This is a genomic window from Gardnerella sp. DNF01199S (genome assembly GCF_049244155.1).
Taxonomy (GTDB): domain Bacteria; phylum Actinomycetota; class Actinomycetes; order Actinomycetales; family Bifidobacteriaceae; genus Bifidobacterium; species Bifidobacterium piotii.
Map to the genome: position 1 here is coordinate 551,860 of NZ_CP058380.1, position 25,728 is coordinate 577,587.

Annotated in this window: 20 protein-coding genes and 3 tRNA genes; 20 read left to right on the forward strand and 3 right to left on the reverse strand. The window is 41.5% G+C overall.

The features are described 5' to 3' along the window. The first annotated feature begins 121 nt into the window (after positions 1–121). Together HXT45_RS02120 and HXT45_RS02125 are read left to right on the forward strand one after the other, a co-directional pair. Positions 122–195 (forward strand) — tRNA-Asp (locus HXT45_RS02120). A 42-nt stretch (positions 196–237) separates the two neighbouring features. After that, positions 238–310, forward strand: a tRNA-Phe gene (locus HXT45_RS02125). A 74-nt stretch (positions 311–384) separates the two neighbouring features. On the opposite strand, the gene galE is transcribed toward HXT45_RS02125, so the two are convergent. After that, the gene (gene galE, locus HXT45_RS02130) at positions 385–1,395 is read right to left on the reverse strand and encodes a UDP-glucose 4-epimerase GalE (RefSeq protein ID WP_415702543.1); all 1,011 of its coding nucleotides are present in this window, start codon (positions 1,393–1,395) and stop codon (positions 385–387) included. A gap of 193 nt (positions 1,396–1,588) precedes the next feature. Between galE and trmB the strand changes: the two genes are divergently transcribed. The 7 genes from trmB (at position 1,589) to HXT45_RS02165 (ending at position 9,097) form a co-directional block, all read left to right on the forward strand. Next, positions 1,589–2,530, forward strand: coding sequence for a tRNA (guanosine(46)-N7)-methyltransferase TrmB (gene trmB, locus HXT45_RS02135; protein ID WP_421782111.1), 942 nt, complete (start codon positions 1,589–1,591; stop codon positions 2,528–2,530). Between the two features lie 144 nt (positions 2,531–2,674). Then, positions 2,675–2,746 (forward strand) — tRNA-Glu (locus HXT45_RS02140). A gap of 119 nt (positions 2,747–2,865) precedes the next feature. After that, positions 2,866–3,603, forward strand: a complete 738-nt coding sequence (locus HXT45_RS02145) for a hypothetical protein (RefSeq protein WP_101896642.1) — start codon at positions 2,866–2,868, stop codon at positions 3,601–3,603. A 25-nt stretch (positions 3,604–3,628) separates the two neighbouring features. Next, on the forward strand, positions 3,629–6,343 hold the full coding sequence (locus HXT45_RS02150; protein WP_421782274.1) for an HAD-IC family P-type ATPase: 2,715 nt from the start codon (positions 3,629–3,631) through the stop codon (positions 6,341–6,343). 62 nt (positions 6,344–6,405) lie between these two features. Beyond that, positions 6,406–7,884 (forward strand): L-serine ammonia-lyase, encoded by a 1,479-nt coding sequence (locus HXT45_RS02155; protein ID WP_421782276.1) that lies wholly within the window; start codon positions 6,406–6,408, stop codon positions 7,882–7,884. 268 nt (positions 7,885–8,152) lie between these two features. After that, complete coding sequence (locus HXT45_RS02160; RefSeq protein ID WP_004130076.1) at positions 8,153–8,560, forward strand: FKBP-type peptidyl-prolyl cis-trans isomerase; 408 nt, start codon at positions 8,153–8,155, stop codon at positions 8,558–8,560. Between the two features lie 57 nt (positions 8,561–8,617). Beyond that, positions 8,618–9,097 carry a GreA/GreB family elongation factor gene (locus HXT45_RS02165; RefSeq protein ID WP_016635771.1) on the forward strand — a complete coding sequence of 160 codons (480 nt, stop codon included), beginning with the start codon at positions 8,618–8,620 and terminating at the stop codon, positions 9,095–9,097. 186 nt (positions 9,098–9,283) lie between these two features. Here the strand turns inward: HXT45_RS02165 and lexA are convergent, their stop codons facing one another. After that, on the reverse strand, positions 9,284–10,006 hold the full coding sequence (gene lexA / locus HXT45_RS02170) for a transcriptional repressor LexA (RefSeq protein WP_004130078.1): 723 nt from the start codon (positions 10,004–10,006) through the stop codon (positions 9,284–9,286). 160 nt (positions 10,007–10,166) lie between these two features. Here lexA and HXT45_RS02175 point away from each other — a divergent pair, with 160 nt between their 5' ends. Beyond that, positions 10,167–10,529, forward strand: a complete 363-nt coding sequence (locus HXT45_RS02175; protein WP_016783656.1) for a LysM peptidoglycan-binding domain-containing protein — start codon at positions 10,167–10,169, stop codon at positions 10,527–10,529. A 312-nt stretch (positions 10,530–10,841) separates the two neighbouring features. Next, positions 10,842–11,288: a transcriptional regulator NrdR gene (gene nrdR / locus HXT45_RS02180; protein WP_032812895.1), complete on the forward strand. Its 447-nt coding sequence runs from the start codon at positions 10,842–10,844 to the stop codon at positions 11,286–11,288. A 234-nt stretch (positions 11,289–11,522) separates the two neighbouring features. On the opposite strand, the gene HXT45_RS02185 is transcribed toward nrdR, so the two are convergent. Next, on the reverse strand, positions 11,523–13,799 hold the full coding sequence (locus HXT45_RS02185) for a HelD family protein (RefSeq protein WP_421782113.1): 2,277 nt from the start codon (positions 13,797–13,799) through the stop codon (positions 11,523–11,525). Positions 13,800–13,998: 199 nt separating this feature from the next. On the opposite strand from HXT45_RS02185, the gene mraZ reads away from it, so the two are divergent. The 9 genes from mraZ to HXT45_RS02230 all read left to right on the forward strand — a co-directional run bounded on the left by mraZ (position 13,999) and on the right by HXT45_RS02230 (position 25,728). Next, on the forward strand, positions 13,999–14,778 hold the full coding sequence (mraZ, locus tag HXT45_RS02190; protein ID WP_421782116.1) for a division/cell wall cluster transcriptional repressor MraZ: 780 nt from the start codon (positions 13,999–14,001) through the stop codon (positions 14,776–14,778). Continuing rightward, positions 14,775–15,845, forward strand: a complete 1,071-nt coding sequence (gene rsmH, locus HXT45_RS02195) for a 16S rRNA (cytosine(1402)-N(4))-methyltransferase RsmH (protein WP_115761765.1) — start codon at positions 14,775–14,777, stop codon at positions 15,843–15,845. The genes mraZ and rsmH overlap by 4 nt, the downstream gene beginning before the upstream one ends. After that, entirely contained in the window at positions 15,845–16,519 is a 675-nt protein-coding gene (locus HXT45_RS02200) for a hypothetical protein (RefSeq protein ID WP_115761766.1), read from the forward strand. Before rsmH ends, HXT45_RS02200 begins: the two co-directional genes overlap by 1 nt. Further along, positions 16,519–18,573: a peptidoglycan D,D-transpeptidase FtsI family protein gene (locus HXT45_RS02205; protein WP_115761767.1), complete on the forward strand. Its 2,055-nt coding sequence runs from the start codon at positions 16,519–16,521 to the stop codon at positions 18,571–18,573. Before HXT45_RS02200 ends, HXT45_RS02205 begins: the two co-directional genes overlap by 1 nt. A gap of 28 nt (positions 18,574–18,601) precedes the next feature. Further along, positions 18,602–19,795: a UDP-N-acetylmuramyl peptide synthase gene (locus HXT45_RS02210; protein ID WP_116689711.1), complete on the forward strand. Its 1,194-nt coding sequence runs from the start codon at positions 18,602–18,604 to the stop codon at positions 19,793–19,795. 74 nt (positions 19,796–19,869) lie between these two features. Beyond that, a complete protein-coding gene (locus tag HXT45_RS02215; protein ID WP_165845304.1) occupies positions 19,870–21,660 on the forward strand; it encodes a UDP-N-acetylmuramoyl-tripeptide--D-alanyl-D-alanine ligase in 1,791 nt (596 codons plus the stop codon). Continuing rightward, complete coding sequence (gene mraY / locus HXT45_RS02220; RefSeq protein WP_018619883.1) at positions 21,657–22,760, forward strand: phospho-N-acetylmuramoyl-pentapeptide-transferase; 1,104 nt, start codon at positions 21,657–21,659, stop codon at positions 22,758–22,760. The genes HXT45_RS02215 and mraY overlap by 4 nt, the downstream gene beginning before the upstream one ends. 9 nt (positions 22,761–22,769) lie before the next feature. Further along, entirely contained in the window at positions 22,770–24,338 is a 1,569-nt protein-coding gene (gene murD, locus HXT45_RS02225; protein ID WP_116689709.1) for a UDP-N-acetylmuramoyl-L-alanine--D-glutamate ligase, read from the forward strand. Then, entirely contained in the window at positions 24,331–25,728 is a 1,398-nt protein-coding gene (locus tag HXT45_RS02230; RefSeq protein WP_116689708.1) for an FtsW/RodA/SpoVE family cell cycle protein, read from the forward strand. Before murD ends, HXT45_RS02230 begins: the two co-directional genes overlap by 8 nt.

The following is a 25,728-nucleotide window of genomic DNA, read 5'->3' on the forward strand; positions in this document are numbered from 1 at the left end:
ATTGAACATAATGTGCGTTTGCTTGATATTCCGCGGCAACACGCCGAACACGCTTTTGAGCTTGCATTTTTGCGTGGATTCTGTAAGATAGTAACTCGGCTGTTCAATGGAACAAAGCCACGGCCCCGTAGCTCAGTTGGTTAGAGCGCCGCCCTGTCACGGCGGAGGTCACCGGTTCAAGTCCGGCCGGGGTCGCGATTAGTAAAGGCCCGGTTCGCCGGGTTTTTTATTCATCATGGCTCTGTAGCTCAGTTGGTAGAGCGAGCGACTGAAAATCGCTAGGTCAGCGGATCGATCCCGCTCGGAGCCACAAGTAAATAAACAAAAACTAAATAACAAAACGCGCAGCATTTTTGCCGCGCGTTTTTTGTTTATCTGAGTTGACTAGTCAACTTGCTTCCACGATTCAACATCAATATGATGATTTGGATTTGCTTGCCAAGCAGCCCAAGCAGATTCCACAATATCTTTAACGCTGTAGCGAGCATGCCACCCCATCTCTTCGTTAATGCGCTTAGTGCTTCCAATCAATTGTGGCGGATCGCCAGCTCTACGCCCTAAAATCGCCTCTCTAAATGGCAATCCAGTAACGCGCCTAACTTCGTCTACAATTTGACGAACAGAAGTGCCTTTGCCTGTTCCAACGTTAAAAGCGTCATACTTGCGCTCATCGCGATCTAAATAAGTAAGCGCTGCAATGTGCGCGTCTGCAAGATCTGAAACGTGAATGTAGTCGCGAATGCAAGTGCCGTCGGCAGTAGGGTAGTCATTACCAAAAATCGCAGGAGCTTTGCCTTGTTGCAATCTATCTAAAAGCATAGGAATCAGGTTCAAAATCGCAGGATCTTCTAGCTCCACAGGCCCGCATCCAGCAACATTAAAGTAGCGAAGCGCGCAAAAACGAATTCCGTAAGTGTGTTCGCAAGCGCGTGCCATCCACTCGCCAAAAAGCTTAGTTTGGCCGTATGGATTAATCGGAAGCATTGGCACAACGTCTTCTGGCACAACTTCTACAGGCGGCTTGCCATATGTGGCTGCGCTAGACGAAAAAACAAGCTTTTTAGCACCGCTTTGGCGCATTCCTTCTAAAACGTTAAGCATGCCGTTAATGTTCTGCTGGTAGTACCAAAGCGGCTTTTCTACGGACTCTCCAACTTGCTTTCGCGCAGCAAAGTGAATTACAGAATCAACGTTATTTTCTTTCATTATTTGCGCAAGTCGCGCTCCAGCGTCTGGGGAAGCAATGTCCATTCCGTAAAGTCGTGCGCCTTCGATTCTTGTAGGTTTTCCGTAGCTCAAATCGTCTACAACTACAACGTTTTGCTTTGCTTGGTGAAGAGCGTGTACAACGTGTGCGCCAATGTAGCCGCATCCGCCTGTAACTAGAATAGTCATTGTTTACCGTTTTCCTTTCTTACATATGCTGTTTTGCATAATGTTATAGTGAAATTATAGCGCTTGAATCATATTGTGTTTTTGGCATTGTTTGTATTTGTTCCAGTGTTTGTGATTGTTTGTGATTGTGTTGGTATTTGTGCCAGTGTTTTGCGCGTTTGATATTATGCGATGAGTTGTGATTAAGTCGCGTATGCAAGAAAATAAGGAAGATTGGCTAAAAATGAACGATTTTAATGTAGATAGTGCAAGTGACGATTTGCATAGTGGCCACTCTTTTGGTGATTTGACTGCTGGCGCGTATGATTGCGCGGTTGCTTGCGACTCTTCCAAGCCTCAACAGCCTCACGCATCCGCTAGGGCGATTCTTTCTTTTGTACGAAGGTCTGCTAGGCTCGACGCGCGCTTAGAGAAAGCCAAGCAGCGCTACTCAGGCGCTTATTTGCTATGCATTGCGGATGGCGATGGGTCTTTGCGCGTAAAAAGCGATTTGTGTGTGGATTCGCAGTGGATTGAGGCCAATTGGGGCAATGCTAATCCGCTTATAGTCGAAATAGGATCAGGTCAGGGAGAAAACATTGTGGCGGCTGCTGCAGCAAATCCGAATACGAATTTTCTTGCGCTAGAAGTTTACGACCCAGGCGTAGCACACACTATGCTTTTGGCTGGAAAGCAGGATTTGCATAATTTGCGAATTGCTCAAGTTAACGCTCCTGATTTTCTTGCAGCGTGCAAAAGTGGTGTTTTGGCAGAAGTTTGGACATTTTTCCCAGATCCTTGGCCTAAAATGCGTCATCACAAGCGCCGAATTGTTCAGCCATCTTTAGCTAAGTCTGTGCATAATGCGCTTGTTGCAGGCGGAGTTTGGCGAATTGCTACAGATATTGAGGATTACGCGTTGCATGTTCACGAAGTTATGGATTCTTTGGTGTGCTTTGAAAACGATGGCGATTTGCGCGTGAGCTTGCCTACGGAGCATGTTGGAAAGGGTAATGCGCAGGATGCTGCGGATTTGCCTCATGCTGATTTTGTGGAGTCGCGTCGCTTTGATGGGCGTGTTTTGACGAATTTTGAGCGCAAGGGATTGGAAGCTGGTCGCGTGATTCATGATTTTGCGTATGTTGTTAAAAAGTGAGTTGTGAATTTGATTGTGATACGGTGCGTAATGCGTAGCGCGTGCTTGTGTGGTGTGCTTTGTTAGAATCGCGTTGTCTTCCTTCAACACGCCGTAATTTGCAAGAACTGCGCATGAGTGTTAATATCATATGGTTTGGTTAAAGCCCCCTTCGTCTAACGGTTAGGACACCAGACTTTCAATCTGACAACAAGAGTTCGACTCTCTTAGGGGGTACAAATTTTACGCCGCTAGTTTTAGCGGCGTTTTTGTTATCTACGATGTTTGCCGCTTACCACGAACTCTTGCGCTGTTCTTTGATATGCTTCGTTCCTAATTTGTGCTATAAAAGTCTTATGGTCTTTATGCGCAAAACAAAACACGTTCTTATGCGTGCGATTCGTTCTGTTTTGTGCAAACGTAGTTATGTTGTTTCGGCTTTTGCGTCCGCATTGGTGATTTTCTTATTTGCGTCTCTAAGTGCTTGCACTCCTCAGGGCCACGCTGTTGGCGATAGCGGGCATTTGGATGACATTGTTCATGATGGTATTGATGTAGAAGACATAAAGTTGTTTGTAGTTGGATCCAGGCAGGCGGCTCTTGATTCTAAGCTTTTGCATATGTGTGAGAAATCTGGTTTGCATGCATCATATACTTCGATTGCAGACGTCAAAAATGCTAATTTTGCTTCGCAAGAGGCAATTACAGATGCTTCAAATCAGCCTGTGTCTATTATTTTGATAAACAATATTAATGTTGATAGATTAGATCGCGTTGATTATAGCGTTAAAAGCAATGCTGGTGGTGCGCATGTTGATCTAAAGGCTCGCAAAGCTTGGACTAATGCGCTTGAATATGTGCGCTCTGCTGGGATTCCTGTTGTGCTTGTTAATCCACAAAATCCACCTAAGGACCGCACTTTGTATGCAGCAAAGCTTTATATTCTTAAGGATTTAGATGGCGAGAATTTGTTTGACGCAAATCTAATTAAGAGTTTCGGTAAAATCCAACATTCTAGTCTTCTAAAAATCGTTCAATCTGTGATTGACAATACGCCTCACAGTAGGGATGTGGTTATAAATGACAAAGATTAGCGCTAACGTTACGAGTTTGCAAAAAATGCATGATTCGCAAAGCTCTACAGATTCTACAGATTCTGTGAATATCTCCGATTTCCCTGATTTGCCAGATGTCAGCGAACAAGGTTTAACGCAAAGCGAAGTTTTTGATGCTGTAAATCGCGGATTTGTAAATGTTACAAATAATCGCACATCTAGGTCCGTTCTTTCTATTGTGCGCGCAAACGTGTTTACTCTTTTTAACGCAATCATTTTTGCAGCAATGGTTGTTGTGCTTGTCACTGGTTCTTGGAAAGACGCTGTTTTTGGCTTTGTGATTCTTATTAACACGGGTATTGGTGTTGTTACGGAGTTGCGCGCAAAGCGTACGCTCGACCGTCTTTCGATTCTTGTTGCTTCCAAATCGATTGTTCGGCGAGAAGGCAAAAATGTTTATGTTGATCATAGCGATATTGTGCTTGGTGATTTGTTGTGGGTTCGTTCTGGCGACCAGGTTCCTGCAGATGCAAATGTTGTTAAATCTTGGGGCTTAGAAATGGACGAGTCCATGCTTACGGGCGAATCTGTGACCGTTCGTAAGGCTGCGGACGACTTTGTTTATTCTGGGTCTACTGCGGTTTCTGGCGTTGCTTTAATGCGCGTTACAGCTGTAGGAGATAACAGCTATGCGTCTAAGCTTGCTGCACAAGCAAAGGTCTATACAAAAACAATCTCCGATTTGAGTCGTGGAATTAACACGATTCTAAAGTGGATGACTATTGTTGTTGTTCCTCTTTGCGTTTTGCTTGTTTGGTCGCAAATCAATAAGGTTGGCGGATTTGCTGTAGCTTTACAGACGGGGCAGTGGAAGAGCGCTGTTGTTTCTGCTGTTGCTGGCGTTGTTGGTATGATTCCAGAAGGGCTTGTTCTTTTAACTTCGCTTAACTTTGCTGTTGCTGCAATGCGTCTTGCGCGTAAAAAAACGTTGGTTCAGGAGCTTGAATCTGTTGAAACTTTGGCTCGAGTGGATTGCCTTAATCTAGACAAAACTGGCACGATTACGGATGGTGGAATCGCGTTTGTTGGTGTTGACTTGATTGGTGATGGCTCGAATCGTTTGGTGAATCAAGCTTTGTTTGACTTGTCTAACGAAGAAAATCCAAATGCTACAGGTTCTGCCATTATGGAAGGTCTTAAAAATCAAGGTGTTTCCTCTGCTTCTAGTGTTAGCGCTCGCTTGCCATTTTCGTCTGCAAGAAAGTGGAGCGCAATACGCTACGCGCTAAAAGACGGTAGATTTGAAACGTGGTATATGGGTGCTCCAGAGGTTTTAGCAACTGCGATTTGTGCACGCAAATCTAGCGTTGCTTCTGGCGATTTGCACGGTTCTATTGCTCCAGCGGTTGCAGAAGGCGGAATCAGCGATTCTGCGGTTGCTGGCGATTCTCCTCTCGATAATTACCATTTAACGGATTCGTTTAAGCAAATTTTGAATCGTGTAAACGAATACGCTCAGCAGGGTAATCGTGTTCTTCTTCTAGCTGTTGCTTATAGTGATTCTGGCGATTCTAATAACGCAACGTTCTCCAGTTCTCCAGTAGTGTCCACAAGCGCTCGCCCTGTTGCTTTAGTTCGATGCTCAGAGAAAATACGTGATGATGCTCGTCAAACTCTTGCTTGGTTTAGACAGCAAGGTGTTAGGTGTCGCGTTATTTCTGGCGATAATCCAACAACCGTTGCATCTGTTGCCGAAAAAGTTGGTCTAACTGGTGACTCAAAGCCTGTTTCGATGGACGCAAGGCAGTTGCCTAAAGATATAAATCAACTTGCCGAGGTTCTTGAAAACGTTGATGTTCTTGGTCGCGTTTTGCCAGATCAAAAAAAGGCGATTGTTCAAGCTTTGCACTCTAAAGGCCACGTCGTTGCTATGACTGGCGACGGTGTAAACGACACGCTTGCGCTCAAAGAGGCAGACTTAGGCGTTGCAATGGGTAACGCTGCTCCAGCTGCTAAAGCTGTTGCGCAAGTTGTTCTTGTTGACTCACGTTTCTCGCATCTTCCAGACGTTGTTGCTAAAGGTCGTCAAGTAATGGCAAACATGGAACGTGTTGCAGGACTGTTCCTTGTTAAAACCGTGTATTCTGCACTGATTTCTGCAGGTGTGGTTTTGCTTGGTCTTAATTTCCCATATTTGCCTCGTCACATAACCTATATCGGTTCGTTAACCATTGGTATTCCAGCATTTTTGCTCGCTTTGGCTCCTAATACAAGGCGCTACGTTCCTGGATTCTTGCATCGTGTTGTTCGTTTTGCTTTGCCAAATGGCATAGCTGTTGCTGTGTCTGTTTTGGTTGTGTCCATTTTTGCTCCTTTAATGCTTGCGCGCGGTCTTGATTCTTCTAACGCTAACGCTTCTAGGCTTATTGTTGAATCTGTGCACGCTGTTGGTGTAACTCGCACTATTTGTGCTGTTACTGTTTTTGTGCTCGGTGTTGCAGTTTTGGCTACAGTTTCTAAGCCACTTATCTCCTGGCGTGGAATTATGGTCTTATGCTTTGCTGCTGCTGGAGTTATTGGTGCATTTATACCGTTTGTTGCGCATTTCTTTGATTTGCATGTTCCTGTGAGTGGAAATGCAATGTTTGTTATGATTTGTGCTGTAATTTTTGCCTTTGTTATCTGGTTAGTTTTGCATCTTGTTAGTCACTTGATTGAAAACTGGATTGATAATGTAAACGACGGTAGTGTTTTGCACTCTTATGATAGTGATCGTTGACGTAGCGTGTCGTGCCTACTAGCAATTGTGCTTACAATAGATATGTGTTCAGTATTTTAGAAATGTTCTCGGTTGGTGTAGGTCCTAGTTCTTCACACACGGTTGGACCTATGCGCGCAGCGAATGCTTTTGTGACTTCTCTTCAAAAGAATGGAAAGCTTAAAGACGTTTCGCGTGTGCGAGTCACACTGTATGGCTCCTTGTCTCTTACTGGATTGGGGCATGGCACGGATCGTGCATCTGTTGCTGGTCTTGAAGGTAATCTTCCAGACGATGTTGATACGGAACACATGATGACTATTCGCGAAGATTGTAAGAAAAACGGAACTTTAACACTTGCGCATAGTCATACTATCGAATTTGATTACGATTCCGATGTTGTTTTTGAAAAGTGGCGGCGCATGGCTGCGCATCCTAATGGCATGCGGTTTGTTGCTTTGGACTCCTTTGGTAATACTGTTGACGAACAAGTTTGGTATTCGATTGGTGGCGGATTTATTCGCAAAGGCAATGCCAACGATAAGATGATTGGTTTGCATGACCGCGTTGATGAAAATGTGGAAGAAAGTGAAGATAAAACTAAAGATTCTAATCTTAAAGATTCTGAATCTTCTAGTGATTCGCGTGAAGACTCGTCTGTTCCATATCCTTTTACAACGTGCAAAGAACTTATCTCGATTTGCAAAAAAGAGCATAAGAGCATAAGTGACATTGTTTGGCAAAACGAACTTGCTTTGCATAACGGTAATTCCGAATATGTTCGTTCCTATTTGTTGCATGTTTGGGAAGTTATGGAAGAGTGTGTTGAACATGGATGTAACTCTAAGCAGCAGATTCTTCCAGGCGGACTTGAGGTTCATAGGCGTGCTCCGCGTATGTATGCTCGTCTTGCTGCGAATTCCGATATGCTTAAGCAAAATCGTAGGCGAGCTGATTGTGCTCTGGAAGCTTCTGACTCTGCATGGGTAAATCTTTTTGCTCTTGCAGTAAGTGAAGAAAACGCTGGGGGTGGCCGTATTGTTACAGCTCCGACTAATGGATCCGCTGGTATTATTCCAGCCGTTTTGCAATACTATTGGCGTTTTGTAGATAGTTCTAGCGAGGAGGGAATAATAAAGTTCCTTCTTGCTTCTGGCGCTATTGGCTATTTGTTTAAGCGCAATGCTTCTATTTCTGGCGCAGAAGTTGGGTGCCAGGGAGAAGTTGGCTCTGCGTGTTCTATGGCTGCTGCAGGCTTGTGCGAAGTTCTTGGCGGAACTCCGCAGCAGGTTGAAAATGCTGCCGAAATTGGTATTGAGCATCATCTTGGTCTCACTTGTGATCCGGTTGGTGGCTTGGTTCAGATTCCTTGTATCGAGCGCAATGCTATGGCTGCCAACACTGCTATTAACGCTGTTAGAATGGCTCTTCTAGGTGATGGCTCTCATATTGTTAGCTTAGATAGTGCTATTAAAACCATGAAGGAAACTGGCCAAGACATGATGTCTAAATATCGCGAAACATCTAAGGGTGGCTTAGCTGTGAACGTAGTTGAGTGCTAGTTATAGTCGTTGCATTTATAGCTATTTTTATTGCATTTTCCTTAAGCATGTTTTGCGTATTTGCTTGCATTGTGTTGCTATACTGTTATGCAAGTTATATGCGTATTGGCATAGGTAGCGGTTGAGTGCTAATCTAAAACACGCTATAAAATTGCAAAAATGTTATAATATTCAAAGTTTTTAATGAATAGTTTGTAAGTGTTAGTGGCTTTTTGCAAGCATTTACACATGTTTGTAAGGGATTATAAGAGGTTATAAAGGAGGCAAAATGGCACAGGATATGCCAGAAGTAGTTGCGGAATTTGGTACTACGCCAACGGTGACGTTCCCAGCGCTTGAGCCGCCAGCAGGGCTTAAGGTTGTTGAATTGGTAGAAGGCAATGGGCCTTTGGTTCGTGCTGGAGACACTGTTACCGTTAATTACCATGGCGTTGTTTGGGGAGCAAGTGAGCCTTTTGACTCTAGTTTTGCTCGTCATACTCCTGCCAGCTTTGGTATTGGTGTTGGTCAGGTTATTCAGGGTTGGGATCGTACTGTTCCAGGACATAATGTTGGTTCTCGCTTACTTGTTTCTATTCCGCCTGAGTATGGTTATGGTTCACGAGGTGTTCCGCAGGCTGGAATTGGTGGTTCGGACACCCTCGTTTTTGTGATTGATATTATTTCTACTCGCTAAACGCGAGTGATTGTTTTGTTGCTTTTATTCTTTATTCTTTGTTAAGGAGATTGCAAAATGGCTGAAGAAAAAGTAATTCTATTGACTAAAGAAGCCTACGATAAGCTTAAGGAAGAATTAGCTCATCGCGAAGGTGAATATCGTGATGAAATCACCGAGCGTATTGCTGCTGCTCGCGCCGAAGGCGATTTGTCTGAAAACGGTGGCTATCAGGCTGCTCGCGAAGAGCAGGGCAAGAACGAGGGTCGTATTAACGAGCTTATTGTTAAGCTACGCAACGCAAAGATTCTTGAGGCTCCAGAGGAAGGCCTTGTTGGCAATGGCTCTGTTGTTACTTTAGATCTTGCTGGTCGAGAGATGACTTATGTTCTTGGCTCTCGTGATATTGCTGTTGCTACCGATTACGATGTTATTAGTCCAGAATCTCCGATTGGTGCTGCAATTATTGGCGCTAAAGCGGGTGATACTGTTAGCTACTCTGCTCCAAATGGTCGCCAAATTTCTGTAACCATTAAGGATTCTCATCCACTTGCTTAAACAATGAATTTGTTTTAATAAGCGAGCACATACTTGTTATCTATCTATTTTCTCTAATCGCTGTGATCTAGAATCTATATGATTTATAGGTCACAGCGATTTTATTTATATGCTTATTTGTATCCGTTTAACAGTATCGCTCTTTAGTTGTTTTAATCTCGTAAATCTTGTAAATCTTTTAAATCATTAAATTTTTCTTAAAATGGTAACAACTTTGCCCATTATCTTTGCGTGAGACCCATCTATAGGGGAATACGCTGGATTGTGAGGCATAAGCCAAACGTGACCATTTTCTTTTCTAAACGTCTTTACAGTTGCTTCGTTATCTAGCAGTGCAGCAACAATATCTCCATTTGTTGCTTCGTTCTGTTCTCGCACAACAACATAATCACCGTCGCAAATTGCTGCGTCAATCATTGAATCTCCATGCACTTCTAGCATGAACAGATTTCCGCTTCCAGTAAGTCTTTCTGGCAAACGCATAACATCTTCAACATGTTGTTCAGCTGTTATAGGTGTTCCTGCAGCGATTCTTCCAACAAGAGGAACATCGTGAGAGTTTATCAAAGACTCACTGTTATACATGCTCACATCGATAGCTGATTGTTTTTCAAGCAATGCATGGGCTTTTTCTTTATTCTTTTGTATAAAATCTCCGATAACTTCAATTGCTCTACCTTTATTTGCGCTTATTCGTATTAATCCTTTCATCTCGAGTGCTCGTAATTGATGTTTTACGGAAGAAGGACTTCTTAAGCCTACAGCTTCACCTATTTCTCTAAATGATGGAGGGAATCCATGTTCTTCGAGGCATTGCTGTATAGCATCCATGATTTTTCTCTGGCGATCTGTTAGTGGCTCAGCGTTGTGCGCCGCAGAATCACTAAGCTCGTTTTGGGTGGTATTCATGGTGTCTCCTTTCGTTGTTTTACATTCTAATACACTTTTCTAAAAAAATCAAACATATGTTCGACACGCCGTTGCATCTTTAGAACAAATGTGTCAAGATTAATACACTTGTTCGATAGAACAAATGTTCATGTCAATTAAAACGTAAGAAAGGATAGTTATGTATAAGAACTTGAACTCCTCTAATGGTATTAGTTATTCAACGCTAAATCGTGCCGCTTTGGCTAATAAGGGTTACAAAAAACGCAAAAATAAATTATTTATTCGTTTTATAGTTTTTTCTGCGTTAGTTTGTTTTGCTTGGATTATTTTTATGCCAAAGCCAGCTGTTTCGGCCGTATCAAAATCCTTTGTAACGTATACTGTTCGACCTGGAGATACCTTATGGAGTTATGCAAAATCCATAACAGATAAAAATGGCAATATTTCTGATTCTGTTGATTACCTTATGCAATTAAATAATCTTGATTCTACAGATTTAGAAGTAGGGCAGTCTATACGAGTACCTTTTATTGACGACTGATTTTGTTATTACAAATATTATTAGAATGGAGTATTTATGAGTTCGGATTATGAATATGATTCGTCAGATTCATATGATTTGTTTGCATTATATTATTGCGATGATTCTGCATGTTGCAGTTGTAATGATCTAAGCGTTAAACCAATTGTTGAACCACTTGTTGTTATGGATGTATCTATATATCCATCTATTCGAGTGTTTTGCGATAAATTTTATAAAATATACGAGGAAAAATATGAAAAAATCGATTTATTTATATAAAACATTGAAATATATATAACATATTTAATTAATTTTTAGTATGCTGTATATATGCATTGTCCTTTTTGTAAGAATTCCGATACTAAGGTTATTGACACTAGAATCAGCGAGGATGGATATTCAATCCGTCGTAGGCGCGAGTGTCAGATGTGTGGTAATCGTTTTACAACAGTAGAAACTACGCAATTGCTTGTTATGAAGCGTTCTGGTTCTGTGGAACCTTTTGATAGGGCAAAAGTGGTTGCTGGTGTTGGAAAAGCTTGCCAGGGTAGACCAATAGATTCTGAGGAGCTAAAGACTCTTGGAATGGAAGTTGAAGCTGATTTACGTGCTCGTGGATTAGCTCAAATCACATCCGAAGATGTTGGAAAAGCAATATTAAAGCCGTTGCGTGAACTAGACGAGGTGGCGTATCTTCGTTTTGCTAGCGTATATCAGAATTTTACTGGTTTGGAAGATTTTGAACGTGCAATAGATGATCTTAAGAAAAGTAAGTGATTGTGCAATGTTTTACATTGAGTGAACACTTTGTGAATGTTGCTAAAAGCATAGGTTTGAGTATTTGAGTTTGTGTGAATGTTGATTTGCTGTTTGTTAGCGAATCGTTGAGTCTTAGAATAAATATGGTTATAGTGTGAGGGATAACCTGATTTGTTTGACCCAATTAAAGGGTCAAACAAATAACAAGGTTGTTAATAGTTGGGTTTACTCAGTACTTTTACTTCGTGATTATTACTTTGAAAAATTGGCGTCGTCTTGTGTGCGCAAGACAACAAGACGCTGTGTTGGTCTTGTCATTGCAACGTATAGATTTGCCGCTGCGCTAAGTCTGGATGCTGCTTCCTGCTCGATGGCAGAAGGTTGCATTAGAATTACCGCATCGTATTCCAATCCCTTAACATCTTCCGCATTGCAAACGCTAATTTGACTATCGTCAAAGTTTTGCTGAATTATGCGTGCATATTCCTTAGTCGAAAGATTCTTGCTAAGAGTATTTTTAACGATTTTGTTTGCATGCTCTATTAGTTCTTGAGGAACAATAATTGCTACGCGTCCGCTTCCGTCTTCGGAAACAAATTCGTTAAATAAGTCAATGCAATATTTAGAAAGCATATTATTAAGCTCATTTTGATTCTGAACCGTATGTGTAACAAGCGAATCTGGAACAGATCTAACTGCATTAACTGTTGATATATATAAGCCAGAATTATTTGCAACTTTTCCTGCAGCTTCAGAAACTTCTTTAGGATTACGGTAATTAATTGTTAGTTCATAAAGATCCCAGTTTTCGTTTCCAAACAATGAGCTCATGTTTTTTTGCCAACTATGTGTACCACCTAAAGAGGAGGTTTGTGCAACATCGCCAACAATTGTAAATGAGCGTGAAGGGCACCTGCGTATTAGCATACGCCAATCCATTGCAGTAAGCTCTTGCGCTTCATCTACAACAACATGGCCATAAGTCCACTCTCTATCCGACGCGGCAAGATTTGCAACCATACTTGCATCGTTACCTTGAATATTCTCAATAAGCATATCGGCGGTAATAATGCCATTCCCTATGCCATTTTGTGCAAGAGTATCGGAAGCATATTGCTGTTCTTCGAGTTTTTTACGAGCGAGAGCAGCGTTTTGTGCTTCAATCTTTGGATCTGGGCCTAGTAGCTCCATAGCTTCGTCAAGAAGTGGGATGTCGGACTGAGTTAAAGGACTTCCTTTTGGTCTAATCAATGCACGAATATCATTTTCACTTAACCAAGGAGCATATATGCGAAGTTGTTCAGGTTTAGAAAAGAGTTGGTCTATAAGCCAATTGGCATTCATAGGTAGCCAAGCAAGATTTAATGTAATCTTGAGCTTATTTTCCATTCTAAGTTGCGAAGTAATGTCGGATATCTCCGCTTGGGAAGGAACATAATCAAGTTGTTCTAGATACCTGTTTCTAAGCGAACTTATAACTGACTTTACAAATGTTTTACGCGCCTGGTTATGAGGCTGGTGTGTGCGCTGAGCGTCTAATTGCGCAAGCTCTATATCTTCCTTCTTTAATTGCACAGCAAAACCATTTATGCGTAGTGTTGGCAAATCTTTAGGAACGCGTATTCTTGCGCAAATAGCGTTTTGAATAACGTTTTTCATGCGGTACATTCCCTTAAGTTTTGCTGCATGAGGAGTGTCTTGCACTGTTGCATGAATGTTTGGGATTAAATCCGCTATAGTTCTGCTAACAACACCAGTTTCACCCAAAGATGGCAAAACTTGATCTATGTATCTTAAGAATGCGGAGCTTGGTCCTACGATCAAAACGCCTGATCTTTCAAGCTTTCTGCGATGCGTGTAGAGCAAGTATGCTGCTCTGTGCAAAGCTACTGCAGTTTTGCCTGTACCAGGTCCACCTTGAACAACAATTGTACGGTCTAGAGGAGCGCGAATAATGCGGTCTTGTTCTGCCTGAATGGTTGCAACAATATCCGTCATTTTTCCAGTTCTACGAGAACCTAGAGAAGCAAGCAATGCACCTTCGCCAGTAAGTGTTCCTTGCTTAGATGCTTTGTTTACTTCGTCTGAATGAATATCTAGAATCTCGTCTTCAACTCCTACAACTTCTCGGAATTTAAGAGTTATGTGCCTACGCATAACAATGTCTCCATGATTTGAAGGAGTTGCTTCGTAGAATGGTCTGGCTGCTTCTGCTCTCCAATCAGTTAAGATTGGGTCGTGATTTTCGCTTAGTAAACCGATTCTTCCAATGTAACGTCTTATGCCTTCTAGGCTGTCTAGTCTGCCGAACACGAGTCTATCTTCTACAGCTCTAAGTTGCGTTAAACGATCTTCGTACATTGTTGCAAAAGAATCTCGTTCTGTTCGCTGAGTTGGTGAGCCATGCGAGCCTGCAGCGCGTACAGAATCAAGTCTTGCTCGGATTGTTGAACGCAAGTTATCTAATCGATTGTAGGCGCAATCAACCGCTTGTTGTTCTTCGCTGAGTTGTGAGGAGTACGTAGACATTTGTGTCCGTTCTTCTTAAAAGTTGGGCTAAAACTAGGCGTTTAAGTATACCTCGAGGCTAATACACGTTGCATGTTTCCAATCTGAGTTAAAAAAATATTATTTTTTTACAAAAAAGTGGGGATTTTTGGTGAGAAATGGGGTAAAATGGTGAATGATGTGCAAGTGGCATATTGCATGTTGAAAAGGAGATGGATTTATGGCTAGTAATAAAGCTGGCGCAAATGCGCAAGATAAAGCCAATTCCTCCTTTAAGCATGCTCAAAATCCATCTGGTTATGATTCTCAAAATACGGCTCAAGCTAATGCCCAAGATGCGCATATGCCAATGCAAAATTCTCAAGCGTACGCTCAGCCTTATTATGTGATGCCGCAAATGCCGCAAATGTATCAAGCGCAGCAAGTGCCTCAAATGCCTGTTATGCAGCCTGTTATGCAACCTCAACCTATGTCTTCGGCTTTTACATCCACTCCTTTGCCTCAAGACGCGGTTTTTGGTGCTAATAATTTGCAAAGTCAGGCTAATAATCACGTAAAGAATCCGATACTTCTTGGAACTTATTCTCCAAAAATAGATGCAAAGGGTCGCGTTGCTTTACCTGCAAAATTCAGATCCCAGTTGGGTGATGGTTTTGTTATGGCTCGCGGACAAGAGCGATGCGTTTATGTTCTTCCAATGCAAGAGTTTGAGCGTATTACAACTCAGATTCAGCTCACATCTATGAGTAATAAGTCTGCAAGAGACTACCTTAGAGTCTTCCTTTCTGGCGCTGTTGATCAGGAGCCAGATAAGCAAGGACGTATAGTGGTGCCTCCAATGCTAAGGGATTATGCAAATCTTGGAGATGAGATTGTTGTAATTGGTGTTGGAACTCGCGCAGAAATATGGAACAAATCTGCTTGGAACAATTATCTTGCAGATAAAGAGCAAGATTATGCAGATATTGCAAATGATGTTCTTCCGGCGGTGGCACAATGAAAGATTTATCTACAATTCATGCGCCAGTGTTGTTGGAAGACTGCGTAGATCTTGTTTCTCCAGCATTAGATCACAAAGATTCTATTGTTGTTGATTGCACTCTTGGACTTGCGGGTCACGCAACAGCTTTTCTTAAAGCTGCTCCACTTGCAACTCTTATTGGAATAGATAGAGATAGTGAAGCTCTTGGCTTAGCGACAAAAAGAATGCGCGACGAAGGCTTAGAGACTCGTTTTATTCCAGTGCATGCTGCATTTGATGAAGTTGACAAAGTTCTTGAAGATTTAGAAATCGATAAGATTGACGCAGCGTTTATGGACTTGGGTCTTTCTAGTTTGCAAATAGACGAGGAAGATAGAGGATTTTCTTATTCTCATAACACAGCCTTAGATATGCGTATGGATACAACTCAAAGTGTTACTGCTGAAACCATTCTTGCTACTTATAGTGCATCCAGTCTTGCTCAAATATTCCGTGAGTATGGTCAAGAACGTTTTTCTGGGCCAATCGCAAGAAAAATAGTGCAAGTTAGACAAGAGAATCCAATAAAAACGTCTGGTCAACTTGTTGATTTAGTGGATCATGTTATTCCGCGTGCTCATCGTGCTCCAGGAAATCCAGCTAAACGAGTTTTTCAGGCTCTTAGAATCGAAGTTAATGGAGAGCTAGATAAGCTTTCTAGGACTCTGCCAAAGCTTGCTTTGCGCTTAAATAACGGTGGCAGAATTGTTGTTGAGTCTTATCATTCTTTGGAAGATATTACGGTTAAGCGTTTTATGAATAAAGGCTTAGAAGTAGATGTTCCAGCAAATATGCCAATTATTCCGCAAAGTGCAAAACCTTTCTTTAAGTCTTTAACTCGCGGAGCTATTAAAGCATCTAAAGAAGAAATTGCAAATAATACAAGGTCTTCTTCTGTTCGCTTACGCGCAGTGGAGCTTATTAGAGATATTCCAGATAGGTGGATTAAAGACTTTACAGCTATTGCTCAAGGAGAAGATTCATCTTTGCATCGTTCTTCTTCTAAAGCGAATGGTGTAAATAACAGCAAAGGAGGCAGGTTCTAATGGATAAGCCAAGTAAAAACCGTGCTTCTAGGATTGCTGCGTCTTATGCAAATTCATCTGCTCCTGCTGGGCGAGTAAACGAGAAGGCAGCTGGTAATAATTCAAGGCAAAATCGCGTTTTAAAGTCGATTCCATTAGTGTTTAGTGCCTCTGACCGTAGGTCTTACACAGTAATGAATCACTTACATAGAGTTATAGAGTGGAGTAACACTCGTAAAGCTCCTCTTTTCAACTTGATTATTGTTGTTATTTTCCTTTTTGTTACGCCTACTACGTCTTTGTTGTTGCGAACAAAAATGGCGGAGATATCTTTTGAACAAGCTGCCACTCAATCAAGTATCTCTAGGCTTCGTCAAGATGTGGAAACTGCGCAAACAAAGTTAGATGCGCTAGAAGCGGATCTTCCAGCAAAAGCACAAGATATGGGAATGATTCCACAACAGGGAGCAATAACAGTTGATTTAAGTGCTTATGCCAATAAAAAGAAGGCAGAACAAGCTGCTATTGAAGCTCAAAAAGCTAAACAGGAGCAAGCTAAACAGCAGCAAGCAAAGCAAAAACTTAAACAACAACAAACTAAACCAGATAAAACTAAACCAGACAAAACTAAATCAGACAAAACTAAACAACAAACTAAACAACAGCCAGAACAAAAAAATAAGGAGAAACATTGATGAACCGCCTAATCAAGCAACGTTTCGCCAAATACTCAGGCAAAATGAAAACAGTATTGTATTATGCCAAACTTGCTGGTAAAAAGTTGCACTCTACTACAAGCAGAGTGAGCAAAATCAGCAAGAGCAGATTCAATACGAGTAAGTTGTACAGATCATACGGCAGTAATGCCGCGCGTTCTGGTTCTGGTTATGCTTCTTCTGGAGCTAATGCACGTTATGGCGCTCAAACTAGCGTTATACGAAACACGGTTTTTGCAAAAAAGTGTATTGCTGTTGCAATGATATTCGCGTTTATTGCGTCTATAGCAATAGTAAAGCTTAGCTTTATACAGTTAATCAATGCACGTTCTACTGCTCAGGCGGCGCAGGCAGAACGTAGCAGAACTCGTCCAATACTCGCTCGTAGAGGTCGTATTTTAGACGCAAACGGTACCGTTTTAGCTCAAAGCGTTGAAAGATACAACATAATCGCAGACCCTATGAACGCTCAGTCTTTTAAGCCAACTCCTTGCACAAAGCAAACTGCTGGGAATTGTCATGCAATTAATGGCAAAGATGTTGAAGGAACTGGCGCTGTTGCTGTAGCACGTCTTTTGGCTCCTATTTTGCATATGAGTTCTGTTGAAATAGGCGGCAAGATTGCAGGCGTAGGACGTTACGCTGTTATTAAAAGAAATGTTAAGCCTTCTGTTAAGCGCGCAATAGACAAGCTTAATCTTTCTGGTTGTGTTTATGCAGAAAACAGTAGCGAACGCGTATACTCGAGTGGCCCTATTCTTGGTGCTTTAATCGGTTCCGTTAAAGACGCTGAAGAAAGCGCTCGCAAGGAAGCAAAGGGCAGAAGAGGAGAAATTGGCGAATCTGGACTAGAGCTTTCTCAAGATAAGGTTCTAACTGGTAAAGATGGTTATCAAAAATATCAGGGAAATAACGTTGGAAATGAGAAAATTCCTGGAACGGTAAGCGAATATAAAGATGCTGTAAACGGTAACGACATAAAGCTAACTATTGATAGCGATGTAGATTGGTACGTTAAGAAGGTTCTTCTAGATGGCATTAACAGGTATAAAGCTGGATGGGGCGTTGCTGTTGTTCAAGATATTCGCACTGGAGAAATCGTTGCTCTAGAAGATAGCGATAGTATTAAAGCTGGTTCTGCCGAAGCTAGAGCGTCTGTTTCTAAAGCTGTTAGCCAAGTGTTTGAGCCAGGCTCCATTGGTAAAGTTTTCTCAGTTGCAGGCATGCTTCAGACGGGCGCGCGCTCGTTATCAGATAAGTTTGCTGTTCCAGGAAGCATTGAAAAGCAGGGTCAGCTTTTCCACGACGCTCATAATCATGGTGTTATGAGGCTCACTTTGGCAGGCATTTTGAAGGAATCTTCTAACGTTGGCATGATTATGGCTGGCGAAAAATATCCAAATAACAAGCGTTATGAGTTTTTGTCTAAGTTTGGAATTGGACAATATACTGGATTAGGCTTGCAAGGAGAATCCCAAGGTTTGTTTCCGAGTGTTCAATCGTGGGATGGTCGTAAGCAAAACACTGTTTTGTTCGGTCAGGGTTATGCAACAAACGCTTTGCAAATAACTAATGCTATATCAACAATCGCAAATAAAGGCGTAAGACTTAAGCAATCGATTATAAAGTCTGTAATTGACCCTCATGGTAGAGTTACGGAGCGCAAGAGGCCAGAAGGCACTAGGGTGTTGGATGAGCATGTTGCTGATCAAATGTTAAATGCTATGGAGTCCGCTGCAGAATATTACGGTAGCTACATATCTGTTAATGGATATCGCATTGCTGCAAAGAGTGGTACTGCAGAAGTTGCTGGATTTGGCGGAGCTCTTAGCTCTATTGTTGCAGATTGCGCAGCAATATTGCCTGTAGATAATCCACGTTTTGCAATAACTGTAGCATTAAGCAATCCAGAAGGTACATTCGGTGTTTATACTGCGGCGACTATTATAAAAACAATAGGCGAGTTCCTAATGCAAAAGTACAACGTTCCAGTATCGACTCCTCGCACCGATCCTATTGCTGTACAATGGTAATAGATAGCGAACGAGGGCGAGTGCGAGTATGAATGCTGTTGATGAATTTTCTAGAACAAGAGTAACTCTTGGTTTTGCTGCGCAACAATATGGTTTTGAAGTAATACCATCTTTTGCTTCTGGAATAACAATTACTTCTTTAGCGTGCGACGTTAGGAATGTTAAGCCTGGGTGTCTTTTTATTCCTGCAAATCGCGTAGATAAAAGACAATTGGAAGCTGCTAGAGATGCTGGAGCATACGCAGCAATGGTTACTCCAGAGTTTAGGTCCGAAGCGATGAGCGTTGGTATTCCACTTTTAGTTTCTTCTAACAATCCAGTAACTTTGGGTAAACTTGCTTGCGATGTTAATAATGACCCATCTTCTTTTATAGCGACTTTTGCGGTTGCTGGCGATGATGATGACGAAGTCTATGCAAATGTTATACGATTAGCTGATTTTCTTCATATGCTTGGCAACCCAATTGGTGTTATAAGCGCTGCAGGGTCTAATTCTCTTCAGCGAGAACTGGATTTAGAATATCCGCTTGGAATCGTGGATATTCAGCACAATTTGTCGGTATGTGTAGAAGATGGTGCTGCAGCTGTTGTTATAGCGTTAAATTCTGCAACTCTTAAAAAAGACGCTTTGCAATCTGTAAACATTGATGTTCTTGGAGTTGAAAGCAATAATGCTCTCGCAATGGCAGGAAGTCTTGATTTGTATAAGTCAGATTCCAGTTTGCAAGCTATTGAACACAGTGGTGGCGATTTGGCATATGATTCAAGCTTGGCAAATTCAAAAGATAAGTCGCAAGCAAGCGGCGCATTAGAAGCCAAATCTAAAGTGAATGCTAATTCAGAAGATTCGCAAGATTCGTATGAGTCTAAGTCTAAAGAATCATCGGAATCACTTATATATAGTAATAGAAAAGATGATTCTAAGATTGATTCTAAGATTGATTCCAAGATTGATTCTAAGATTGACGAATCAAGCATAAAATCTGCGCGCCCTGTAATGAGTTTTTATAATTTGCAACAAAGGTATGGATTTATAAGTCACGAAAGATCTTATTGTGTAATGCGTTCTAGGGAATCCGATGAGTTAGCTGCATTAGCAGATCAAATCGGCGGCAAAAGTGTTAGTAAACATCTTTCTCTTTCAATCGCAATGGTTCTTGCTGCTGGTGTTAGAAGAGGTACAATTAAGAGCGCGTTGCGAGTATCTCACGAACTAAAATAGAAACCAATATATTTTAAGAGCAGAAAATGTTTTCAATAGAGCAAAATAGCAAGCAAAATAGCAAGCAAAATAGCATGCAAAATAAAATTACAGACACTGTTTTTACGCAAGATAGTACTCATATGATGCCTATGAGCATTAAAGAGGTAGCAGATGCTGTTAACGCAAGCGAGCTTTTATGTGGTTCGTCGGTGTCTTGCGATTCGGTGTCTTGCGATTCGGTAAAAAGCACCGACATTGTTAATTCCGCTACAAGTGATTCGCGTAATGTTTCTTGCGGAGCGGTATTCATTGCTATAAAGGGCGAACGAGTAGATGGACACGATTTTGTTCAAAAAGCGGCTCAGCTTGGAGCCAAAGCTGCGATTGTGGAACATGCTGTTTTGCTAGATGAAAGTGTGCAAAACAAGATTGCTCAAATCGTTGTTAAAAATTCGGTTGAAGCGCTTGGACTTTTAGCAAAACATAATTTAGTTCGCCGCCGCGCGCTAAATACGCCGTTTAGCATTATTGGCATAACTGGTTCCGTTGGAAAAACTACCACAAAAGATATGCTTAATGCTTTGCTTTCAACGCTTGGCAATACAGTTGCGCCCGTTGGGTCTTTTAATAACGAGATTGGATTGCCATTAACGTCTTTGCGTGTAAACGAGAATACGCGATTCCTTATTGCGGAGATGGGTGCAAATCATGTTGGAGAAATTGCAATGCTCACAACTATTGCGCCTCCTGATTTATCGGTTGTGCTAAAAGTCGGTGTTGCTCATTTGGGCGAATTTGGATCTGTAGAAAAAATTGCGCAAGCTAAGAGTGAGATTGTTAGGGGACTTTTGCCTCATGGTGTTGCGATTTTGAATGCAGATGATTTTCGCGTTGCGTCTATGAGCAAGCTGGCTGATCAAGATAAAGTTCGCTGGTTTGGCTTAAATGTTGATAATAATGGCAATTTTGATGCGTCGAATAATGGTAATTATCAATTGCGCGCGCAAGATATTTCTTTAGACGAAAGTGGTTGTGCAAAATTTACGATTATCGAAAGCGAAAATAGTGCGACTAGCGAAAATAGTGCGATTAGCGAAAATAGTGCAACACTACATCTTGCGCTTCCTGGCGTGCACAATGTTATGAATGCTCTTGCTGCATCAAATGTTGCACGATATTTTGGAATGAGTCTTAAAAACATTTCTCTAGTTTTGAATAAAGTTTCGCATATTAGCCCGCATCGTATGCAAATTTCTGTTATTTGCAAAGATGATAAAAAGTTTACACTTATTGACGATTCGTTTAATGCAAATCCAGACTCTATGAAAGCAGGAATTGACGGATTATGCTCTTATGAGTCCGATGATTCTTCTAATTCCGCTAACTCTTCTGACTCCGACGATTCTGCCAATTCTGCAGATTCTGCCAAGTCTTCATCCACTAAACTTTTTAGAATCGCTGTTTTAGGCTCAATGTTGGAACTTGGAAAAGACGAATATAATATGCATGAGTCTATAGGAAAATATGTTGCACAAAAGAATATTGACGCAATAATTTCCGTTGGATCTTCCACGAGTGAAAAATTAGATGAATTAGCTTCTTGCGTAGCTAAAGGTGCTAGAGATAATTGGCGAAATAACAGAAATAACAGTGTAAATAAGTATCAAAATGACAATGTTGATTCTAAACACAACGTGTATTTTGTTCATGATTGCGTTGAGGCGAATAATATTGTTTGGAGTCTTGTGGCTGAGCATTCTAGTACTGTTGTGTTGTTAAAGGGGTCTCATGCTTCGGGGCTGAGCGTTTTGGCTGAAAGCTGGGCTAAACTTAGTAAGAGCCTTAACACTAGCCTTAACAAAAATACGGAGGTTAACCTGTGATTGCGCTTATTGTGGGAATAGTGGTTTCGCTAATAGTAACTATTGTTGGCACGCCGCTTTTAATCCGCTTAGTACACCGATTAAATTACGGACAATACATTCGCCAAGACGGCCCGCAATCCCATTTAGTTAAGCGTGGCACTCCTACAATGGGCGGTGTTGTTATTAATCTTGCTGTTGTAGTTGGCTGGGCTGCATCTGCTTTATACAGGTATTTTTCTGTTGGCAGAACGCCTTCTTGGTCTGCAGTTCTTGTTCTTTTTGCAATGCTTTCAATGGGCTTTTTAGGTTTTGTTGATGATTTTGCAAAGGTTAGAAAAAAGCAGAATCTTGGCCTTTCTGTGCGAGCAAAGTTATTCGGTCAGATTATTTTTGCAAGCATTTATGCGCTTTTGGCTCTTATGCTTCCAACTCAGTCGGGCATTGCAAGCGCGCAGCCTGGCATGAGTTTTATAGAAAAGCCATTCTTTGATTTTTCTATGTTTGGCAAAGCAATAGGAATTGTAATTTTTATTGTTTGGGTAAACTTTTTGATGGCTGCATGGTCTAATGCTGTAAATCTTACAGATGGATTAGACGGGCTTGCTGCTGGATCTTCTATGATTGCTTTTGCAGGATATGCGCTTATTGCTTTTTGGGAAAGCTACCACGTTAAAGGCGGCGGTCATTTTGGATTCTCTTATGCTGTATCGGATCCGCTTGATTTAACAATTATTTCTGTTTGTGCTGCTGTTGCTTGCTTTGGATTCTTGTGGTACAACTCAAATCCTGCTCAAGTGTTTATGGGAGACACTGGTTCCTTGGCTTTAGGTGGCCTTTTTGCTGCGCTCTCCATTGCTACTCACACAGAGTTTTTGGCTGTTATTTTAGGCGGACTTTTTGTTGCAGAAACTTGCAGCGATGTGATTCAGGTTGGTTGCTTTAAGTTGACGCATAAGCGCGTGTTCAAAATGGCGCCAATCCACCATCATTTTGAGCTTGTTGGATGGGCAGAAGGCAAAGTTGTTGTTCGTTTTTGGATGATTGAGCTTATGTTTGTTCTGTCTGCATTGATGACGTTCTATGCGGATTGGGCAGGCCGTTCTGGATTGTTGATTTAGGGTGATTATATGAGCAATGTTGCAAATGATTTGTGCAAGGAGTTCTCTTTGCACAATGAGTTCCCGTTCCATAACGTTCTTGTAGCAGGATTAGGCGTTTCTGGCATAGGAGCCATGGAAGTGCTTAAAACTGTTGGCGCTAATGCGATTAGCGCAGACGAGCGTAAGGAAGAGGCACAAATCCACGATTTTTCTAAAATCGATTGGAATACGATTGATGCTGTTGTAACATCGCCAGTTTTTAACCCTAGAACGCCTTTTATTCTAGAGGCTCAAAAGCGCAATATTCCAGTCATCAGCGAAGTGGAGCTTGCGTGGCTTGTGCGCGTAAAGTCGCTTAAAACAAATCTTCCAGCTGCATGGATTGGAATTACTGGAACAAATGGAAAAACATCTACAACAGAGATGACTTCCGATATGCTTACAGCTTGCGGTCTAGATGCTCCTGCAGTTGGCAACATTGGCAAGTCTGTTTCTTATGCTGCGCTAGAAAAAGAACACGACGCGTTATGTGTTGAATTAAGCTCTTTCCAACTTCATTTTACTAATTCCTTAGAGTTGGATTGCGCTGCGATTACTAATATTGCGGCTGACCATTTGGATTGGCACGGCGGCATTGAAGCTTATGCAAAAGATAAGTCGAAAGTTTTTAATTGTGTTAAAAAAGCGCTTGTGTATAATGCTCAAGATTCACGAGTTAGCGAATTAGCAAAAAATGCACAAGTCAAAGATGGTTGTAAAAAAATCGGTTTTACGCTCAGCGCTCCAAAATGCGGAGAAATAGGCGTTGAAAATGGCTGGATTGTAGACAAAAGTGGCGTTGCTGGCGCAAAAGTTGGTGATCCAGTCAAAATAGTAGCGCTAAAAGAACTAAAACACTTATGCGAGCCAGATGGAAGCGTGTATCCTCATCTTCTTGCAGACGCACTAATTGCACTAGCTCTAACTCTTGGCTTAAAACAAGACGTTGAAAATGCAGTTAAAGCATTGTGCAACTTTGCTCCAGGAGGGCATAGGATTCAAACTGTTGCAACGTTAAATGCTAAAGATAATCTTCCAGAACACGCGATTCGTTTTGTTGACGATTCAAAAGCTACTAACGCTCATGCTGCTGCAGCCTCTATTTCTAGTTTTGGCAAAAAATCCGTAATTTTGATTGCTGGAGGTCTTGCAAAAGGTGGCCATTTTGAAGATTTAGTTAATCAAAATCGTAGTATTATTAAGGCTGTTGTTGTTATTGGGCTAGATCAAAAGCCGATTGTAGAAGCGCTTAATTCTAAAGGTCAAGGTATTCCTGTAACAATAGTTTCTGCGAATGGCGAAAGTTGCGAATCTTTTGATTCTGTAGATGATCGCGTTCTTAAAGAGGTTGAAAAGTCGCCAGTCCTTAGCGCGGATTCTACTTTGGGTCAAAAAGTTATTTCTACAGCTGTTCAAGCTGCTGGAAGGTACGCGCAGCCTGGAGATGTTGTTCTTCTGGCACCAGCATGCGCTTCTATGGATCAATTTGTTTCTTACGCAGATCGTGGCAATCGTTTTGCTAAAGAATCTGAGCGATGGGTTAAGAGCCATGAATGAGAACAATAAAAAAGCTAGCTCATCAAGTTCTAGAAATCCTAAAAAGCTTAAAAAACGCGGTTTTGGCATTTTTAGCGGTTTTAGCGGCAGATCTTTTGGTGGCAGATCTTTTAGTAGTAAATCTTCTGGAACTAAGGCAGATTCATCTACTAATATTTCGGGTGTTCAAGAAACATTTAGTGATAATACAAAGGCTTTTAAGCAATACGTTGGTATTCGCAGTATTTTTAACCCATTGTGGTGTCTTTTTGGACTAAGAATATCTGTTGTAATATTAACCGTTTTTGGCTTATTTATGGTGTTTTCAAGCTCGTCGGTAACGATGATTACCTACGGAGCTGGCCCTTGGGGTTCTGGAATGAGCCAACTGTTTTATTGCGTTATTGGTCTTGTTGGATATTTGATTTTTTCACATCTTCCTGTTGATTTTTATAAAAGCAGGATTATTACCATTTACGCAATATCGGTTTTTATGCAATTTTTGACTTTTGTTCCAGGTATTAGGCACGAGGTTAATGGTAATGCTAGCTGGATTAAAATAGGCCCGCTTACAATGCAACCAGCAGAAATCACCAAACTTGCTATATGCATTTGGCTACCAATGGCACTTATTCTTGCAAAAAAGGCTTATAAGCGTGTTGCTATGCGCGCCTATATTCCAACAGTTGTAGCTTTGGGTGTTTCGGTTCTTTTAGTTGTTGCAGGCAAGGATCTTGGTACAGCTCTTATTATTTTGCTTATTGCTGTTGTGGCGTTTTATGTGGGAGGATTCCCTACAAAATGGCTTGTTGTGGCCCTTATAACGGCTTGTGCAGCAGTTTTATTGCTTGTTGTGACTAGCCAAAATCGTATGCGTCGTATTCTTGCTACGATTCATGGATGCGATGCAAAGTCGATTAGAGGCGTTTGTTTTCAGTCGATTCATGCGCAATACGCAATGGCGTCTGGTGGAATAATGGGAGTTGGCATAGGTAATTCTAGAGAAAAGTGGAATTATTTGCCGTATGCTCACAACGATTTTATTTTTGCAATCATTGGCGAAGAGATGGGCTTTATTGTTGCTTCTTGCGTAATCCTTCTTTACATTGTAATTGGATGGTGCTTGCTAACTTCTGCCTTGCAATCAACAAATAAGCTTGTTTCAATATCTCTTATTAGCATTGCTACTTGGATTGTTGGCCAAGGACTAATAAACATTTTGGTTGTTGTTCAGATTTTGCCAGTTATGGGCGTTCCTATGCCATTTGTTTCCGCAGGTGGATCTTCTCTTGTTATGTGTCTTCTTGCGATGGGTGTTGCGGATAGTTTTATTAAGAGCAATCCGAACATAAAATTTGGGAATAAATGGTCATTAAAGCGTGCAAAATCGCGGCAGCAAAGTGGTGATTAA

Bases quoted from the DNA above. Each gene is read 5' to 3' on its own strand.
- galE (WP_415702543.1), bottom strand. From the start codon at position 1,395: ATGACTATTCTAGTTACAGGCGGATGCGGCTACATTGGCGCACACGTT.
- trmB (WP_421782111.1), top strand. From the start codon at position 1,589: ATGCAAGAAAATAAGGAAGATTGGCTAAAAATGAACGATTTTAATGTA.
- HXT45_RS02145 (WP_101896642.1), top strand. From the start codon at position 2,866: ATGGTCTTTATGCGCAAAACAAAACACGTTCTTATGCGTGCGATTCGT.
- HXT45_RS02150 (WP_421782274.1), top strand. From the start codon at position 3,629: ATGCATGATTCGCAAAGCTCTACAGATTCTACAGATTCTGTGAATATC.
- HXT45_RS02155 (WP_421782276.1), top strand. From the start codon at position 6,406: ATGTTCTCGGTTGGTGTAGGTCCTAGTTCTTCACACACGGTTGGACCT.
- HXT45_RS02160 (WP_004130076.1), top strand. From the start codon at position 8,153: ATGGCACAGGATATGCCAGAAGTAGTTGCGGAATTTGGTACTACGCCA.
- HXT45_RS02165 (WP_016635771.1), top strand. From the start codon at position 8,618: ATGGCTGAAGAAAAAGTAATTCTATTGACTAAAGAAGCCTACGATAAG.
- lexA (WP_004130078.1), bottom strand. From the start codon at position 10,006: ATGAATACCACCCAAAACGAGCTTAGTGATTCTGCGGCGCACAACGCT.
- HXT45_RS02175 (WP_016783656.1), top strand. From the start codon at position 10,167: ATGTATAAGAACTTGAACTCCTCTAATGGTATTAGTTATTCAACGCTA.
- nrdR (WP_032812895.1), top strand. From the start codon at position 10,842: ATGCATTGTCCTTTTTGTAAGAATTCCGATACTAAGGTTATTGACACT.
- HXT45_RS02185 (WP_421782113.1), bottom strand. From the start codon at position 13,799: ATGTCTACGTACTCCTCACAACTCAGCGAAGAACAACAAGCGGTTGAT.
- mraZ (WP_421782116.1), top strand. From the start codon at position 13,999: ATGGCTAGTAATAAAGCTGGCGCAAATGCGCAAGATAAAGCCAATTCC.
- rsmH (WP_115761765.1), top strand. From the start codon at position 14,775: ATGAAAGATTTATCTACAATTCATGCGCCAGTGTTGTTGGAAGACTGC.
- HXT45_RS02200 (WP_115761766.1), top strand. From the start codon at position 15,845: ATGGATAAGCCAAGTAAAAACCGTGCTTCTAGGATTGCTGCGTCTTAT.
- HXT45_RS02205 (WP_115761767.1), top strand. From the start codon at position 16,519: ATGAACCGCCTAATCAAGCAACGTTTCGCCAAATACTCAGGCAAAATG.
- HXT45_RS02210 (WP_116689711.1), top strand. From the start codon at position 18,602: ATGAATGCTGTTGATGAATTTTCTAGAACAAGAGTAACTCTTGGTTTT.
- HXT45_RS02215 (WP_165845304.1), top strand. From the start codon at position 19,870: ATGCAAAATAAAATTACAGACACTGTTTTTACGCAAGATAGTACTCAT.
- murD (WP_116689709.1), top strand. From the start codon at position 22,770: ATGAGCAATGTTGCAAATGATTTGTGCAAGGAGTTCTCTTTGCACAAT.
- HXT45_RS02230 (WP_116689708.1), top strand. From the start codon at position 24,331: ATGAATGAGAACAATAAAAAAGCTAGCTCATCAAGTTCTAGAAATCCT.